The sequence below is a fragment of the Kitasatospora sp. P5_F3 genome, assembly GCF_054049135.1.
In genome coordinates this window covers 51,564-64,263 of sequence record NZ_JBFUMY010000061.1, presented here as the reverse complement: position 1 = coordinate 64,263, position 12,700 = coordinate 51,564, and the positions used below count along the sequence as shown (strand labels likewise).

The 12,700-nt window shown below is 72.8% G+C and carries 13 protein-coding genes and 1 pseudogene; 8 read left to right on the top strand and 6 right to left on the bottom strand.

The window, feature by feature from the left end:
- Positions 1 to 42 precede the first annotated feature (42 nt).
- The gene (locus ACXJMZ_RS28565; protein WP_457032920.1) at positions 43 to 666 is read right to left on the bottom strand and encodes a hypothetical protein; all 624 of its coding nucleotides are present in this window, start codon (positions 664 to 666) and stop codon (positions 43 to 45) included.
- 205 nt (positions 667 to 871) lie between these two features.
- On the opposite strand from ACXJMZ_RS28565, the gene ACXJMZ_RS28560 reads away from it, so the two are divergent.
- Complete coding sequence (locus tag ACXJMZ_RS28560; RefSeq protein ID WP_457032919.1) at positions 872 to 1,543, top strand: CBS domain-containing protein; 672 nt, start codon at positions 872 to 874, stop codon at positions 1,541 to 1,543.
- Positions 1,544 to 1,565: 22 nt separating this feature from the next.
- On the opposite strand, the pseudogene ACXJMZ_RS28555 reads toward ACXJMZ_RS28560, so the two are convergent.
- Both ACXJMZ_RS28555 and ACXJMZ_RS28550 read right to left on the bottom strand, forming a co-directional pair.
- Positions 1,566 to 1,784, bottom strand: a pseudogene (locus ACXJMZ_RS28555) (DUF1345 domain-containing protein); the annotation flags it as partial.
- Between the two features lie 282 nt (positions 1,785 to 2,066).
- Positions 2,067 to 2,639: a dihydrofolate reductase family protein gene (locus ACXJMZ_RS28550; RefSeq protein WP_457032918.1), complete on the bottom strand. Its 573-nt coding sequence runs from the start codon at positions 2,637 to 2,639 to the stop codon at positions 2,067 to 2,069.
- Positions 2,640 to 2,805: 166 nt separating this feature from the next.
- On the opposite strand from ACXJMZ_RS28550, the gene ACXJMZ_RS28545 reads away from it, so the two are divergent.
- On the top strand, positions 2,806 to 3,474 hold the full coding sequence (locus ACXJMZ_RS28545) for a winged helix-turn-helix transcriptional regulator (RefSeq protein WP_457032917.1): 669 nt from the start codon (positions 2,806 to 2,808) through the stop codon (positions 3,472 to 3,474).
- On the opposite strand, the gene ACXJMZ_RS28540 is transcribed toward ACXJMZ_RS28545, so the two are convergent.
- Entirely contained in the window at positions 3,464 to 4,102 is a 639-nt protein-coding gene (locus ACXJMZ_RS28540) for a DJ-1/PfpI family protein (RefSeq protein ID WP_457032916.1), read from the bottom strand. The genes ACXJMZ_RS28545 and ACXJMZ_RS28540 overlap by 11 nt on opposite strands.
- 70 nt (positions 4,103 to 4,172) lie before the next feature.
- Here ACXJMZ_RS28540 and ACXJMZ_RS28535 point away from each other — a divergent pair, with 70 nt between their 5' ends.
- The 4 genes from ACXJMZ_RS28535 to ACXJMZ_RS28520 all read left to right on the top strand — a co-directional run bounded on the left by ACXJMZ_RS28535 (position 4,173) and on the right by ACXJMZ_RS28520 (position 7,592).
- Positions 4,173 to 5,126, top strand: a complete 954-nt coding sequence (locus tag ACXJMZ_RS28535; protein ID WP_457032915.1) for a helix-turn-helix domain-containing protein — start codon at positions 4,173 to 4,175, stop codon at positions 5,124 to 5,126.
- Between the two features lie 52 nt (positions 5,127 to 5,178).
- Positions 5,179 to 5,847, top strand: coding sequence for a hypothetical protein (locus ACXJMZ_RS28530; protein WP_457032914.1), 669 nt, complete (start codon positions 5,179 to 5,181; stop codon positions 5,845 to 5,847).
- A 36-nt stretch (positions 5,848 to 5,883) separates the two neighbouring features.
- Positions 5,884 to 6,309 (top strand): VOC family protein, encoded by a 426-nt coding sequence (locus ACXJMZ_RS28525; protein WP_457032913.1) that lies wholly within the window; start codon positions 5,884 to 5,886, stop codon positions 6,307 to 6,309.
- Between the two features lie 272 nt (positions 6,310 to 6,581).
- A complete protein-coding gene (locus ACXJMZ_RS28520; protein WP_457032912.1) occupies positions 6,582 to 7,592 on the top strand; it encodes an isopenicillin N synthase family dioxygenase in 1,011 nt (336 codons plus the stop codon).
- A 10-nt stretch (positions 7,593 to 7,602) separates the two neighbouring features.
- Here ACXJMZ_RS28520 and ACXJMZ_RS28515 read toward each other — a convergent pair whose 3' ends face one another.
- A complete protein-coding gene (locus tag ACXJMZ_RS28515; protein WP_457032911.1) occupies positions 7,603 to 9,954 on the bottom strand; it encodes an FtsX-like permease family protein in 2,352 nt (783 codons plus the stop codon).
- Positions 9,951 to 10,643 (bottom strand): ABC transporter ATP-binding protein, encoded by a 693-nt coding sequence (locus tag ACXJMZ_RS28510; RefSeq protein WP_457032910.1) that lies wholly within the window; start codon positions 10,641 to 10,643, stop codon positions 9,951 to 9,953. Before ACXJMZ_RS28510 ends, ACXJMZ_RS28515 begins: the two co-directional genes overlap by 4 nt.
- Positions 10,644 to 10,848: 205 nt before the next feature.
- On the opposite strand from ACXJMZ_RS28510, the gene ACXJMZ_RS28505 reads away from it, so the two are divergent.
- Entirely contained in the window at positions 10,849 to 12,003 is a 1,155-nt protein-coding gene (locus ACXJMZ_RS28505; protein ID WP_457032909.1) for a sensor histidine kinase, read from the top strand.
- Complete coding sequence (locus ACXJMZ_RS28500; RefSeq protein WP_457032925.1) at positions 11,988 to 12,677, top strand: response regulator; 690 nt, start codon at positions 11,988 to 11,990, stop codon at positions 12,675 to 12,677. Before ACXJMZ_RS28505 ends, ACXJMZ_RS28500 begins: the two co-directional genes overlap by 16 nt.
- The last annotated feature ends 23 nt before the right edge of the window (positions 12,678 to 12,700 follow it).

The following is a 12,700-nucleotide window of genomic DNA, read 5'->3' as shown; positions in this document are numbered from 1 at the left end:
GACCCAGATGGGGTCACCGCCGGCCAGGTGTGTCGGCGGAGTTCAGCGGAGCCAGGCGTGGTCGCGGACGATCGGCAGCGCGGCCCAGCGCCGGCCGGCACCCCAGGTGCTGCCCGCGCTCGCGACGGCCAGGACGATCAGGAGCAGCGCGTAGATCAGGTGGTAGTCGGTGACCGGGTTGGTGGATCCGCTGGCCGCGCCGTTCGCCAGGTGCCGGGCGGGCGGCCACTCGGCGGCCCACATCAGCGCCATCAGCAGCGTGCCGCCGACGGCGGCGATTCGCAGCGCGATCCCACCCGTGAGGGCGAGGCCGATGCCGAACAGGCCGAGCATGAACAGCCAGTCGGCCCATGCCTGACCTGCCATGTCCTGGAAGGCGGACTGGAGCGGGCCGGCCGAGACGTGGCTGAGGAAGCCCTTCGTGGGGGAGCCTCCGTTCACCCAGGACCGCGCGCCGGGGGTGGCATAGCCCCAGCCGAAGGCCTTGTCGAGGAAGGCCCAGAGGAACACGAAGCCGAGGCCGACCCGTGCGACGGCGAGGGCGCGGGCTGTGGTGACCGTCGCGCCGACGGTGCCTGCGGAGACCCGGGGCAGGTCGGCGACGGTGCGCCGGAGCCTTGCTCCGAGCCGGGTGGAACGGGAGACGGGTGCGTGGTGAACGGCCATGGCGGGGCTCTCCTCGGTCAACTCTGGTACGGGGGTGGGTCGTTGTCCGGTTCGATTCTGTTCCGTCGCGGCGCGGCTGATCAGGTGCCGAAGGTCCCGGGACGCCGGCCCGCTCGGCCCTTCGGCAGCACGCGTCGGCACCGGATGGTGGAGACACCTGGTGGCCCCGCAACGGGGCCGCCTACCTCACCGAGGGAGACCGACGATGCGACACCGGATCGTGGGACAACTGATGACCTCCGCCGTCGTCCACGTACGGCCCGGCACCGGCTTCAAGGAGATCGCCGTGCTCCTCGCCGAGCACGACATCACCTCCGTGCCGGTCGTCGACGACCAGGACCGGCCGGTCGGCCTGGTGTCCGAGGCAGACCTGTTGATCAACGAGGCTGCCGAGGAGGACCCTGCGGGGCTGCTGCTCACCCCCCGTCTCTCGCCCGGTGACCGGGCCAGGAGCCGGGCCACCACCGCCGAAGGGCTCATGACCCGCCCGGCGGTGTGCGCGCGGCCGGAGTGGACGGTGGTGGAGGCCGCCCGCCTGATGCACCGTAAGCACCTCAAGCGGCTCCCGGTGACCGACGAGGCGGGCCGGCTGGTCGGCATCGTCAGCCGGAGCGACCTGCTGCGGGTCTTCCTGCGCCACGACCAGGCGATCCGTGAGGAGATCAGGGGCGACATCCTCGTCGGCACGCTGGGCATCCCGGCGGACGGGCTCGACGTCCGGGTGCACGAGGGCGAGGTGACCCTCCGCGGCACCGTCGAGTACCGAAGCCTGCTGCCGGTCATCGAGCGGCTGTGCCGGGGCGTGGACGGCGTGATCACGGTCACCACCCGGCTCGACTACCGCACCGACCGGACCCCCGCCGCGCACCCTGCGTGACCGCTGCAAGCCGGACGGTGCGTCAGCCGGTCACGATCCCGGTGACGAGGTTGATCGTGGTGGCCAGGATGCTGGCACCGAAGACGTAGGAGAGCAGTGAGTGCCGCAGCACGACCCTACGGATCAGCGAACTCGACACGTCGGTGTCGGAGACCTGGTAGGTCATGCCCAGGTTGTAGCTGAAGTAGAGGAAGTCGCTGTACGCCGGCGGATCGTCGGAGTTGAAGTCGATCCCCGGCGTCGACGTCCGGAAGACGGTCTCGGTGCCGGCGACGCCGGAGAGGATGCCCAGCGGGGTGTCCACCAGTGCGGAGACGGCCGCGCCGAGCACTACCCCGGCCGCGACGGATCCGCCGAGCCGCGGGACCGCGGACGGCGGGAGCCCGCGCGTGACGATGCGGCTCGGTGGCAGTGTGGTCCCCGATTCCCGTCGGCCCGGACGATGACCCGACGACCCTCCCTGATCACGGCACCCGACTCCAGCCGCCGCGCCGACCCGCCGAGCGACCAGCGGGGGGCGTCGTCAGCGGACGACGTCGAAGACGTTCTTCTGCAGGCCGTTCGGGTAGGCCTCGTGCTCGACCAGCTTCAGCTTCTGGGTGTCCTTGTCCGTGGTGCTGAACAGACGCTTGCCCGCGCCGAGCAGCAGCGGGAAGACGAGCAGGTGGTAACGGTCGATCAGGCCGGCGTCCGAGAGGGCGTGGTTCAGCGTGGCGCTGCCGTGGACGATGATCGGGCCGCCCTCGGTCTCCTTCAGTGCGGCGACCTCGTCGATCGAGCGCAGGATCGTGGTCTCGCCCCAGTTCGACACCAGGTCGTCCTCGGTGAGGGTGGTGGAGACGACGTACTTCGGCATCACCTTGTAGTCGGCGAAGTCCGCCATGTCCGGCCACACCGGGCTGAACGCCTCGTAGCTCGTCCGGCCCAGCAGGATCGCGGTGGCCTCCTGCTGCTCCCGGCCCTTGATCTCGAAGGCCTCGGGGAGGAACTCGATGTCCTTGAAGGTCCACCCGGAGTTCCGGTAGCCGGGCTCGCCGCCCGGGCCCTCCACGACGCCGTCGAGCGAGATGAAGGCGGTGCTGATCAGGGTACGCATCTCAGGTTTCCTCGGTGTCTCGTGTCTGGTTCTCATCGTGCCCGGCCTGGTCCGGCCTACGGCGGACGGCGCGCTGCCGACCGTCGACGGGATCACCGTAACCACTTCGCTTGCAAAAAACAACCAGTTACTTCTCTTTAGCAACCACCGGGGTAGACTGACCGGCATGGCAACCAAACGGAGCTACAACGACGCGTGCGGGACGGGCCACGCCCTCGACCTCGTCGGCGAGCGCTGGGCACTCCTGGTGGTCCGCGAGCTGCTGCTGGGCCCCAAGCGGTACGGCCAGCTGCGTACGGACCTGCCCGGCATCAGCACCAACGTGCTCGCCCAGCGCCTCGCCGAACTGGAGGCCTCCGGCATCGTCCGCAAGCACCGCCTCCCCGCCCCCACCGTCGCAGAGGCCTACGAACTCACCGACTGGGGGCTCGAACTCGAGCCCGTCGTACGGGCACTGGGCCGCTGGGCCGTGCGCTCGCCGGCCCACGACCGCACCGCCCACCTGAGCGCCACCTCGTTCGTCCTCTCCCTGCGCACCAACTTCGACCCCGACCTGGCCCGGGGCGTGCACGGGCGGTACGAGTTCCACCTCAACGACGAGGTCTTCCAGGTCCTCGTCGCCGACGGCACCCTGCACGCCGCACGCGGCCACCAACAGCAGCCGGAGGCCGTCATCACCGGACGGCCCTCCGCCCTCGCCCGCATCATGTACGGCGGGCAGCAGCCGGCCGACGCCGTCGCCGCAGGACACGTCCAGGTCGAGGGAGACGCCGCCTCCCTCGCGCGCCTGGCCGCCGTGCTCAGCCTCCCCGCTCCCGTCACGCCTACCCCGTGACGGCCCCGCCGGTGCGGTCGGCCGCCCAGACGTACTCCATCTGGTGGGCGGTGCGACGGGCGAGTTGTTCGCCGAAGATCCGCCCCACGATGTACAGGCTGGCGTCGATGCCCGCACTGATCCCCGCGGAGGTGACGATGTCGCCGTCGTCGACCCACCGGACGTCGGTGCGCACGTCGATCTCCGGCCAGCGCCGGGCCAGCTCCTCCTGATCCTCCCAATGGGTGGTGGCCCGGCGGCCGTTCAGCGCCCCGGTGGCGGCCAGCAGGAAGGCCCCGGTGCAGATGCTGAACGTCAGTGCGGAGCTCTGCCTGCGCCTGGCCAGCCAGTCGATCACGTCCGCGTCCGCCTCGACCGCGGTGGTGACGCCGCCCGGGACCACCAGGACGTCGAAGGTCGGATCCTCGTTGAGGGTGTGATCCGCCATCACCTGCAGCCCTCCGCGGGCGCGGACGAGCCGGTCGGTCGGTGCGACCGTCAGGACGCGCAGCAGGGGCTCGCCCTCGTCGGTGCGGGCCAGTCGGCCGGCCGTGCTGAAGACCTCGAAGGGGCCTCCCAGGTCGAGGACCTCAACCTCGTCGAAGACGAGCATTCCGAAGGTCAGCGGTGTCATGGCGTCAGGTCTCATGCCACCAGACTCGGGCCCGCCGACCGCCGCCGACAGTGTCGGAAACGGCACCTGCCGCTAGGATTCCGCCATGCACCGCCACCGGATCGCCTGCCTCGCCTTCGACGGGATGGCCCCGTTCGAACTCGCCACGGTCGCCGAGGTGTTCGCGGTCTCCCGGCCGGAGCTGGACGTGGACTGGTGGTACCGGTTCGAGTTGTGCGCCGAGACACCCGGGCCGCACCGGGTCGTGGGCGGCTTCGACATCGTGGTGCACCACGGCCTGGACCGGCTCCGGTACGCCGACACCGTCATCGTCCCTGGGGTCGCGGACGTGCGCCGGGACGTCTCCCCCACGGTCCTGGACGCGCTGCGCGCGGCATCCGCGCGAGGAGCGCGCGTGGTGTCCATCTGCAGCGGCGCGTTCGCCCTGGCCGCCGCGGGCCTGCTGGACGGCAAGGAGGCGACCACGCACTGGCGGCACGCCCGGCTGCTCCAGGAACGCCATCCGGAGGTGACGGTCAACGCCTCGGTGCTCTACGTCGACAGCGGATCGGTCGTCACCGCCGCCGGTACGGCCGCCGGCATCGACGTCTGCCTGCACCTCATCCGCAAGGACCACGGTGCCGAGGTCGCCGCCCGGGTGGCCCGCCGGATGGTCGTGGCCTCCCACCGCGAGGGCGGCCAGGCCCAGTTCGCGGAGCATCCGGTGGGCCGGGCGCCGTCCGACGACCCGATCGGCCACGCCATGCGGTACGCACTGGACAGCCTGCACCGGCGTCTCACCGTCGACGAACTGGCCGGTGTCGCGCATCTGTCGGTACGTCAGTTCGAACGTCGCTTCGTCGACACGGCGGGCCTGCCGCCGGGCCGCTGGATCACCCAGCAGCGGATCCGGGCCGGCGCCGCCCTCCTGGAGTCCGCAGACCATCCCATCGACGCGGTGGCCGGCCGCGTGGGCCTGACCGTCGCGGGGTTCCGCCACCACTTCCGGGAGACGATGGGCATCAGCCCCTCGGCCTACCGGCGCCAGTACCAACGCTGACCCGAACGGACGCCACTTGCGGCGACCTGCCGCCGGTCGCGACGATCAGCGGATGTTCGAACTGCTGCCGGCCATCGGGATCCGCCTGCCGAACGGTGCGGGGGTGCTCCGCTTCGGTCTGGACGGTGCCGCCGCACGGGAACTCCTGGCGGGCCTCGGCGCCGTCCGGGAGGACAGCGAGGCGGCGTGGGCGTACTCCGTCCGGTGGGGCGACGTCGAGCTCAGCGCCCTGGCGGGGGCCGCACCGGACAGCCCTTTGGACAGCGTCGTGCTCCGGCGGACCGGGCACCTGCGACCGCACTGGTACGGCCCGGCGGACGTCGCCGTCGTGCTCGACGACGTGGACCTGTTCGGCTATCCCGCAGCCGAAGTACTGGCGGCACTGGGGACGGACCGACCCTCCGGGCTGTCGCTCCGGCCCACCCGCCCGGGCCACTACCTGCCCGCCGTCACGCTCCGGGCCGAGCCGCCGTCCACCGAACCGGACCTCGCCGCCTACCGGGACATGTGGACCACCGGGCGGGACCGGTGGCAGCTCGAGTCCACCGGCGCCGGCTACCTGGTCGTCATGAAGGGCGACCCACCGATGGACCTGCTGATCTGTGACGAGACACTGGCCGAGCAGATCATCGCCAACATGCTCGCGGCCGGCGTCGAGGTCGTCACCGAAACCGGCGGGGCGGGAAATCCGCTGGAACGGCGCGGCCTCGGCCTAACCTGAGCCGGGAGAGCCGGTACCCCGACCGAGGAGCACCCGATGACCCAGCCGCCCCCGCCCCAGGTCTGGCCCAGTCTGCGGGCGCGCGACGCCCCTGCGCTGATCCGCTTCCTGACCGAGGCGTTCGGCTTCGAGGCGACCGCCGTCTACGCGGACGGGACGCAGGTGCACCACGCCCAGCTCAGCTGGCCGGCCGGTGGCGGGATCATGCTCGGTTCGGCCCGTGAGCCGGGCGGCGACGACGACCCGTGGCCGCAGCGGCCGGGCAACTTCGGTGCGTACGTGGTGGTCACCGAGGACCCGGACGCGCTGTTCGCCCGGGCGGTGGCCGCCGGGGCCTCGGTGGTCGCGGAGCCGCACGACACCGACTACGGGCCCGACGGTTCACGGGACTTCACCGTGCGCGACCCCGAGGGCAACCTCTGGGCCTTCGGTACCTACCGGGGCGAGCCCCGGAAGAGCTGAGCACAGCGCAGTCCCCGGTACTCCCGCTTCGAGCGCCGGGGCTCGGTCGTCGCCGAGAACCGGCTCCCGAACGGAGTTGCCGGGGGCCTGACCGGGGGCTTGGATGTGTGCTCTCGCGGGGCGGGCTGACGTCTCTGCCTGCGGGGCGGGCTCCATCCGGTGATCCGGGGTGTACATACCAGTCTCCTCCGGTTCCACCCCAGGTCAACCCCCTTCCGACGGTAACCTGGTGCTGTGTTCGATCCCAGGGGGACTCACCTCGGACGGCAACCATGACAGAGCAACTCACCGGCCTCCCCGTCATCGACCTCTCGCTCGCCGACGGCTCCGCCGACGACCGGGCCCGGCTGCACGACACACTGCGCGGCGCGGCCACCGAGGTCGGTTTCTTCCAGCTCACCGGCCACGGCGTGACCGCCGGGGAGACCACCGAGCTGACCGACGCCATGCACGCCTTCTTCGCGCTGCCCGAAGCCGACCGGCTGGCCGTCAGCAACCTCAACTCCCCGCACTACCGCGGCTACACCCGCACCGGCACCGAGCACACCGCCGGCAGCCGGGACTGGCGCGACCAGCTCGACATCGGTGCCGAGCTCCCGCCGCACGTGCCCGGCCCCGGCGAGCAGCCGTACTGGTGGCTGGAGGGGCCGAACCAGTGGCCCGCCGCCGTCCCCACCCTCCGCGCCGCCACCCTGAACTGGATCGACCACCTCGGCTCGGTCGCCGCCCGGCTGCTGCACGAGCTGCTGGCCGCGATCGGCGCCCGCCCCGACTTCTACGACTACGCCTTCGCCGGCCACCCCCACCTGCGGCTCAAGCTGGTCCGCTACCCGGGCACCGCCCCCGACGGCACCGGCCAGGGCGTCGGCGCCCACAAGGACTACGGCTTCATCACCCTGCTGCTCCAGGACCAGGTCGGCGGCCTCGAAGTGCTCCGCTCCGACGGAACGTTCCTCTCCGTCCCGCCGCTCCCCGGCGCCTTCGTGGTGAACCTCGGCGAGCTGCTCGAGGTCGCCACCGACGGCTACCTCAAGGCCACCAGCCACCGGGTGGTCAGCCCGCCGGGGGCCCGCGAGCGCTTCTCCGTCCCGTTCTTCTACAACCCCCGGCTGGACGCCCACATCACCCCCCTCGACTTCCCGCACGCCCACCACGCCCCCGGCGCCACCCAGGACCCCCGCAACCCCCTGTTCGCCGAGTTCGGCCGCAACGAACTCAAGGGCTACGCCCGCGCCCACCCCGAGGTGACGAAGCGTCACCACCCCGAACTCCTGGCCGTCTGAGCACCGTTCGCTACTCCGCGCGCAGCGCCGCCGCCGTCGGGGCCTTCGCCGCCCACCCCGCCGGGAGCAGTGCACCCAGCAGCGCGATCGCGACCCCCGCCGCCACCAGCAGCGCCAACTGCGGTGCCTGGTACACCTCCAGGACCGACGACGGCAGGTTGGTGCCCGCCGAGTGCCCCATCACCGGCAGCACATAGCCGTGCAGCGCGAACCCGGCCGGTACGCCCAGCGCTCCGCCGAGCAGGCCGATCCCGGCCACCGAGGTCAGCACCAGGAGCACGGTCTGGCTCGGCGACATCCCGAGCGACTTGCAGATGCCCAGGTCACGGACGCGCTCCCGGGTGTCCAGGACAACCGAGTTGAGCACGCCGAGGCCCGCCACGGAGACCAGCATCAGGGTGAGCAGCGTCGCCATCGCCTGCAGTACGAGGACCATGTTGCCCCGCTCCGAGGGCTGATTGGCGATCGCCTCACCACCGAGCGGCCGCACCACCGCCGCGACCTGCTCCGCGTAGTCGGCGGGCCGGACGCCGGGCTTGAGCGTGACCAGGAAGGCCACCGGTCCGGCCTTCGGGAAGTCGGCCTGGTCGGCGTGCAGACGCGTCCCGTCGTTCGAGGTGTCGAAGAGCTCGCCGACGATCCGCAGGGTCCTGGTGTCGCCCTCCTGGGTGACCCGTACCGAATCGCCGATCCTGCTGCCGGTCCGTTCCAGGAACCGGGTCGGCACCACCACCTGCCCGGGGCCGGTGAGCCACTGACCGGAGATCAGCTCGGGGGCGCCGGCGGCGGAGTCGCCCTGGTAGAGGACGGCTTGGGCCGCGCCGGGAATACCGGCCACGGTCACCTCCGCGAAGGCCCTGCCGTAGAACGAGGCTGTGCCCGCGTTGGCCTCGACGGCGGCGCGCACCTTGGCCGGGTCGGCGGCCACGGTGGCCTGCTGCCCGGGGGCCGGGGTCCCGGGGCCGTGGGCAGCGCCGCTGAAGACGGAGACCGCCGCCAGGCTCTCGCGGTCCTGGGCCTTGGTGATCGCACCCATCGAGCTGGTCAGCCCCACCGCGAAGGTGGCCGTGACGGTGCCGAAGACCACCGCGAGCAGCATCGCGACCGCCCGGACCGGATGGGCGAACGGAACGGCCAGGCCGTACGTCACCGCACGCGGCAGCGGCAGTCGGCCGAACGCCCGGTGCGCCCACTGGCCGCGCCCGGTGCGCGGCGCCCGGCCGACCGCGATGGCCTCCACCGTCCGCAGCCGGCCGGCCCGCAGCGCGGGGACCAGCGCGGCGATCCCGACCACCAGCAGGGCGACCGCCGCCACCAGCAGGTCCACCCACCAGGAGACCGCCAACGAGGCTGCGCCGTAAGCTTGTTCGGTGTCGGCCAGCAGCGGCAGTGCCAGCAGGTTGCCGAGCAGCACGCCCAGCGCGATGCCGGCTCCGGCCGGGATCAGCGCCTGGGCCAGGTAGGCCCGGACCACCTCGCCCGGGGTGAAACCGACCGCCTTGAGGATGCCGATCCGACGCAGACCGGTGCCGACCGCGCCGCCGACCACGCTGCCGACGATGATCACCGACATCGCGAGGCCGAGCACGCCGAACGCGACCAGGAACGGGATGGTCGGCGCGGCGCCCTGGTCGGCGGCGCGCTTGGTGTCGAGATAGGACTGGGCGCCGAGCAGCGCGCCGGACGGTACGGCTGCGGCGAGCCACTCCCGGGCGGCGGCCAACTGCTCCTTCGTCCCGGCCGCGTCGAGGCGGTAGAGCCGCTGGGTGGTGACCGGGCGGTCCGCCGAGGCCAGCGCCGTCAGCTGACCGGGCGTCACCCAGGCGTCGGCGGTCCGGCTCGCCGACAGGGCGAGGCCGACCACCGTCAGGGTCGGGCTGCCGGCGGCGTCCGGGACCCGCAGCGTGGAGCCGAGCCCGAAGCCGGGCCCGGCGAGCGAGGTGGCGAGCACCAGCTCGCCCGGCTGCTCCGCCCACCGGCCGGACTGCAGGTCCAGCCGGTCCACCTCCCCGCCGGGGCCCGACCGCCCGGCCACCGTGAACGTCGGTGTCCGCCGGCCCTCCTGGTCCAGGCCCCGGAGGGTGGTGGTCGGGTACGGGCCGCCGCTCGCCGTGAAGCCCGGCAACTTCGCGGTGGCGTCGAGCTGTTCGGCGCCCACCTGGGCCGGGTCGAACTGCACGGTGAGGTGCGCGCCGTGCTGCCGGGCGAAGGCGCGGTCGAAGGGGGCGTTCACGGCGACCAGCAGCGCCCCGGCCACCACCGCCGAGGCGACGGCCATCATCACGGCCACCGCGATGACCACCGTCTGCACCCGCCGCCGGCCCACCCCGGACCGGACCACCCGGCCGATCGGACTGCTCATCGGAGCGCCTCCGTCCGGCTGTCCAGGGCGAGTTGACCGTCCACCAGGCGGATCGTCCGGGTCGCGCACGCCTCGGCCAGCGCCAGGTCGTGGGTGACCAGCACGACGGTCTGACCGCTCCGGTGCAGGTCCACCAGCAGCTCCCGGACGTCCTGGCCGGAGGCGCTGTCCAGCGCCCCGGTCGGCTCGTCGGCCAGCAGCAGCGCCGGCCGGTTCACCAACGCCCGGGCCACCGCGACCCGTTGGCGCTCGCCACCGGACAGCCGGCCGGGGTAGGCGCGGGCGTGCTGCTGGATGCCCAACAGCTCCATCAGCTCACCGGCACGCGTCGCCGCCGTCCGCCGCGCCGTCCCGGTCAGCTGGGCGGGCAGCTGGATGTTGTCGGTGACGGTGAGGTCGTCGAGCAGGTTGAAGAACTGGAAGACCATGCCGATCCGCTCCCGGCGGAACCGTGCCAGCGCGTGTTCGCTCAGCCCGTCGATCCTGCTGCCCGCCACGGTGACGGTCCCCTCGGTCGGCCGGTCGAGCCCGGCCACCAGGTTCAGCAGCGTGGACTTGCCGCTGCCGGACGGTCCGGTCACGGCGAGCGCCTCGCCCTGGGCCACCGTCAGGTCGAGCGGTCCGAGCGCGGGCGGCCCGGCACCGTCGTACCTCCGGGCCACGCCGGTCAGTTCGATCACATGGTTCATCGCAGGTCCTCAACCGAGACAGGAAGTGTTGACTCGGCGAACCTAGGAGCGGCCCCTGCGGTGGCGCGTCGGCCCCGGCACCGACTTTCGCCCTCCCTGCGGACGGTCCGGCCGCCGCGTCATCCCTGCGACGTACGCCTGGCGGACGGGACCTTCGTCGCCGGGGAGGACGCGGGCCGGGACGGCGGGGCCGCACAATGACCCGGTGAACGCGGAAGACCGGCGCGGATGGCGTCAGCAGGGGCGCGGCCCACGAGGCGACGGGTACAGCGTCCCGGTGCTGCCGGTGCCGTCCCCCTTCGGTCCGCCGCCCGAGGAGCCTTCGGCCTCCGCCGGATTCTGGCTGCTGGTCCTGCTCTCGGCACTCCCGTTGGCGGCCCGGCGCCGGTATCCGCTGGCGGCGTTCGGGGTGGCGGTGACCGCCGTGCTGGCACTGGCCGACGACGCCTCCTGGATCAACGTGCTGACCTGCGTCATCGGCGCCTACAGCGCGGTGATGTACAGCCGCCACCGGGCCGGTGCGGCGGCGGGTCTGCTGGTCGCCGCCGTGCTGGCCGGGATCGCGCTCCGGGAGGCGGAGCCGGTCCTGCCCGGCTGGTCCAGCCCGGCGGTGGTGCTGCTGGTGGCCGGGGTGCTGGCCGGGCTGGTCCGGTTCTGGCAGCGGCAACTGGCGGCCGGCCGGGACCGTTTCACCGAGCTCCAGCAGGCCCAGCAGGAGGCCACCCGCCGGGCGGTCGAGGAGGAGCGGGCCAGGATCGCCGCCGAACTGCACGACGTGGTGACCCACAATGTCAGCGTGATGGTCATTCAGGCGGGAGCGGCGCGTACGGTGCTGGACACCGCACCGGAGCGTTCCAAGCAGGCACTGCTGGCGGTGGAGGCCGGCGGCCGGGCCGCGCTGGCCGAGCTGCGCCACGTGATGGGCCTGCTCGCCGCGCCCGACCACGAACGGGCCGAGGGCCTCGAACCGCAGCCCGGTCTCGCACAGTTGGCGGCCCTGACCGAGCGGGTGGCCGCCGCCGGGACACCGGTCGCGGTCACGGTGACGCTGCCGCCGGAGCCGCTGCCGCCCGGGGTGGATCTGACGGCGTACCGGGTCGTCCAGGAGGCGCTGACCAACACCATCAAGCACGCGCCGGGCGCCCGTGCCCAGGTGGTGATCGGCCACACCGGGGACTGTCTGGAAATCGAGGTCACCGACACCGGCCGGGTCGGCGACTCCCCCGTCGCGCCCGGCGCCGGCCGGGGACTGATCGGGCTGCGCGAGCGGCTGGCGGTCTACCACGGGGAGCTGACGGCCGGTCGGACCGCCGACGGCGGCTACCGGATCAGCGCCCGGCTGCCCTGGCGGACCGCGTGAACCGGCCACCGCTGCGGGTCGTGATCGCCGACGACCAGGGCCTGGTGCGGACCGGCTTCGGGATGATCCTGGCCGCCGACGGCATCGAGGTGGTGGCCGAGGCCGCCGACGGCGCCGAGGCGGTCACCGCCGTCCGCCGCACCCGGCCGGACGTCGTCCTGATGGACATCCGGATGCCGCAGATGGACGGCATCGAGGCCACCCGCCGGATCCTCGCCGACGCCGCCCCGGACGGCGTCCGGGTGGTCATCCTGACCACCTACGACCTCGACCACTACGTCTACGCCGCGCTGGCCGCCGGTGCCAGCGGCTTCCTGCTCAAGGACGTCACCCCCGAACACCTGGTGGCCGCCGTCCGCCTGGTGCAGTCCGGCGACGCCCTGCTCGCCCCCGCCATCACCCGCCGCCTGGTCGAACGCTTCGCCCGGCCCGGCGAGCCAGCCACCGCCCTGCACCGGGACCTCTCCGCACTGACGCCGCGTGAGCTGGAGGTGCTCCGCCTGCTCGCCACCGGCCTCAGCAACGCCGAACTCGCCGACCGCCTGGTGCTCAGCCCGACCACGGTGAAGACCCACATCGGCCGCATCCTGGCCAAACTGGAGCTCCGCGACCGCGTCCAGGCCGTGGTCCTCGCGTACGAAACCGGGCTGATCACCCCCACCGGGAGCAGCTAGCGCCGCTCGTTGGTGGGACACTG

Coding starts and splice junctions, on each gene's coding strand:
- ACXJMZ_RS28565 (WP_457032920.1), bottom strand. CDS start 666: ATGGCCGTTCACCACGCACCCGTCTCCCGTTCCACCCGGCTCGGAGCA.
- ACXJMZ_RS28560 (WP_457032919.1), top strand. CDS start 872: ATGCGACACCGGATCGTGGGACAACTGATGACCTCCGCCGTCGTCCAC.
- ACXJMZ_RS28550 (WP_457032918.1), bottom strand. CDS start 2,639: ATGCGTACCCTGATCAGCACCGCCTTCATCTCGCTCGACGGCGTCGTG.
- ACXJMZ_RS28545 (WP_457032917.1), top strand. CDS start 2,806: ATGGCAACCAAACGGAGCTACAACGACGCGTGCGGGACGGGCCACGCC.
- ACXJMZ_RS28540 (WP_457032916.1), bottom strand. CDS start 4,102: ATGAGACCTGACGCCATGACACCGCTGACCTTCGGAATGCTCGTCTTC.
- ACXJMZ_RS28535 (WP_457032915.1), top strand. CDS start 4,173: ATGCACCGCCACCGGATCGCCTGCCTCGCCTTCGACGGGATGGCCCCG.
- ACXJMZ_RS28530 (WP_457032914.1), top strand. CDS start 5,179: ATGTTCGAACTGCTGCCGGCCATCGGGATCCGCCTGCCGAACGGTGCG.
- ACXJMZ_RS28525 (WP_457032913.1), top strand. CDS start 5,884: ATGACCCAGCCGCCCCCGCCCCAGGTCTGGCCCAGTCTGCGGGCGCGC.
- ACXJMZ_RS28520 (WP_457032912.1), top strand. CDS start 6,582: ATGACAGAGCAACTCACCGGCCTCCCCGTCATCGACCTCTCGCTCGCC.
- ACXJMZ_RS28515 (WP_457032911.1), bottom strand. CDS start 9,954: ATGAGCAGTCCGATCGGCCGGGTGGTCCGGTCCGGGGTGGGCCGGCGG.
- ACXJMZ_RS28510 (WP_457032910.1), bottom strand. CDS start 10,643: ATGAACCATGTGATCGAACTGACCGGCGTGGCCCGGAGGTACGACGGT.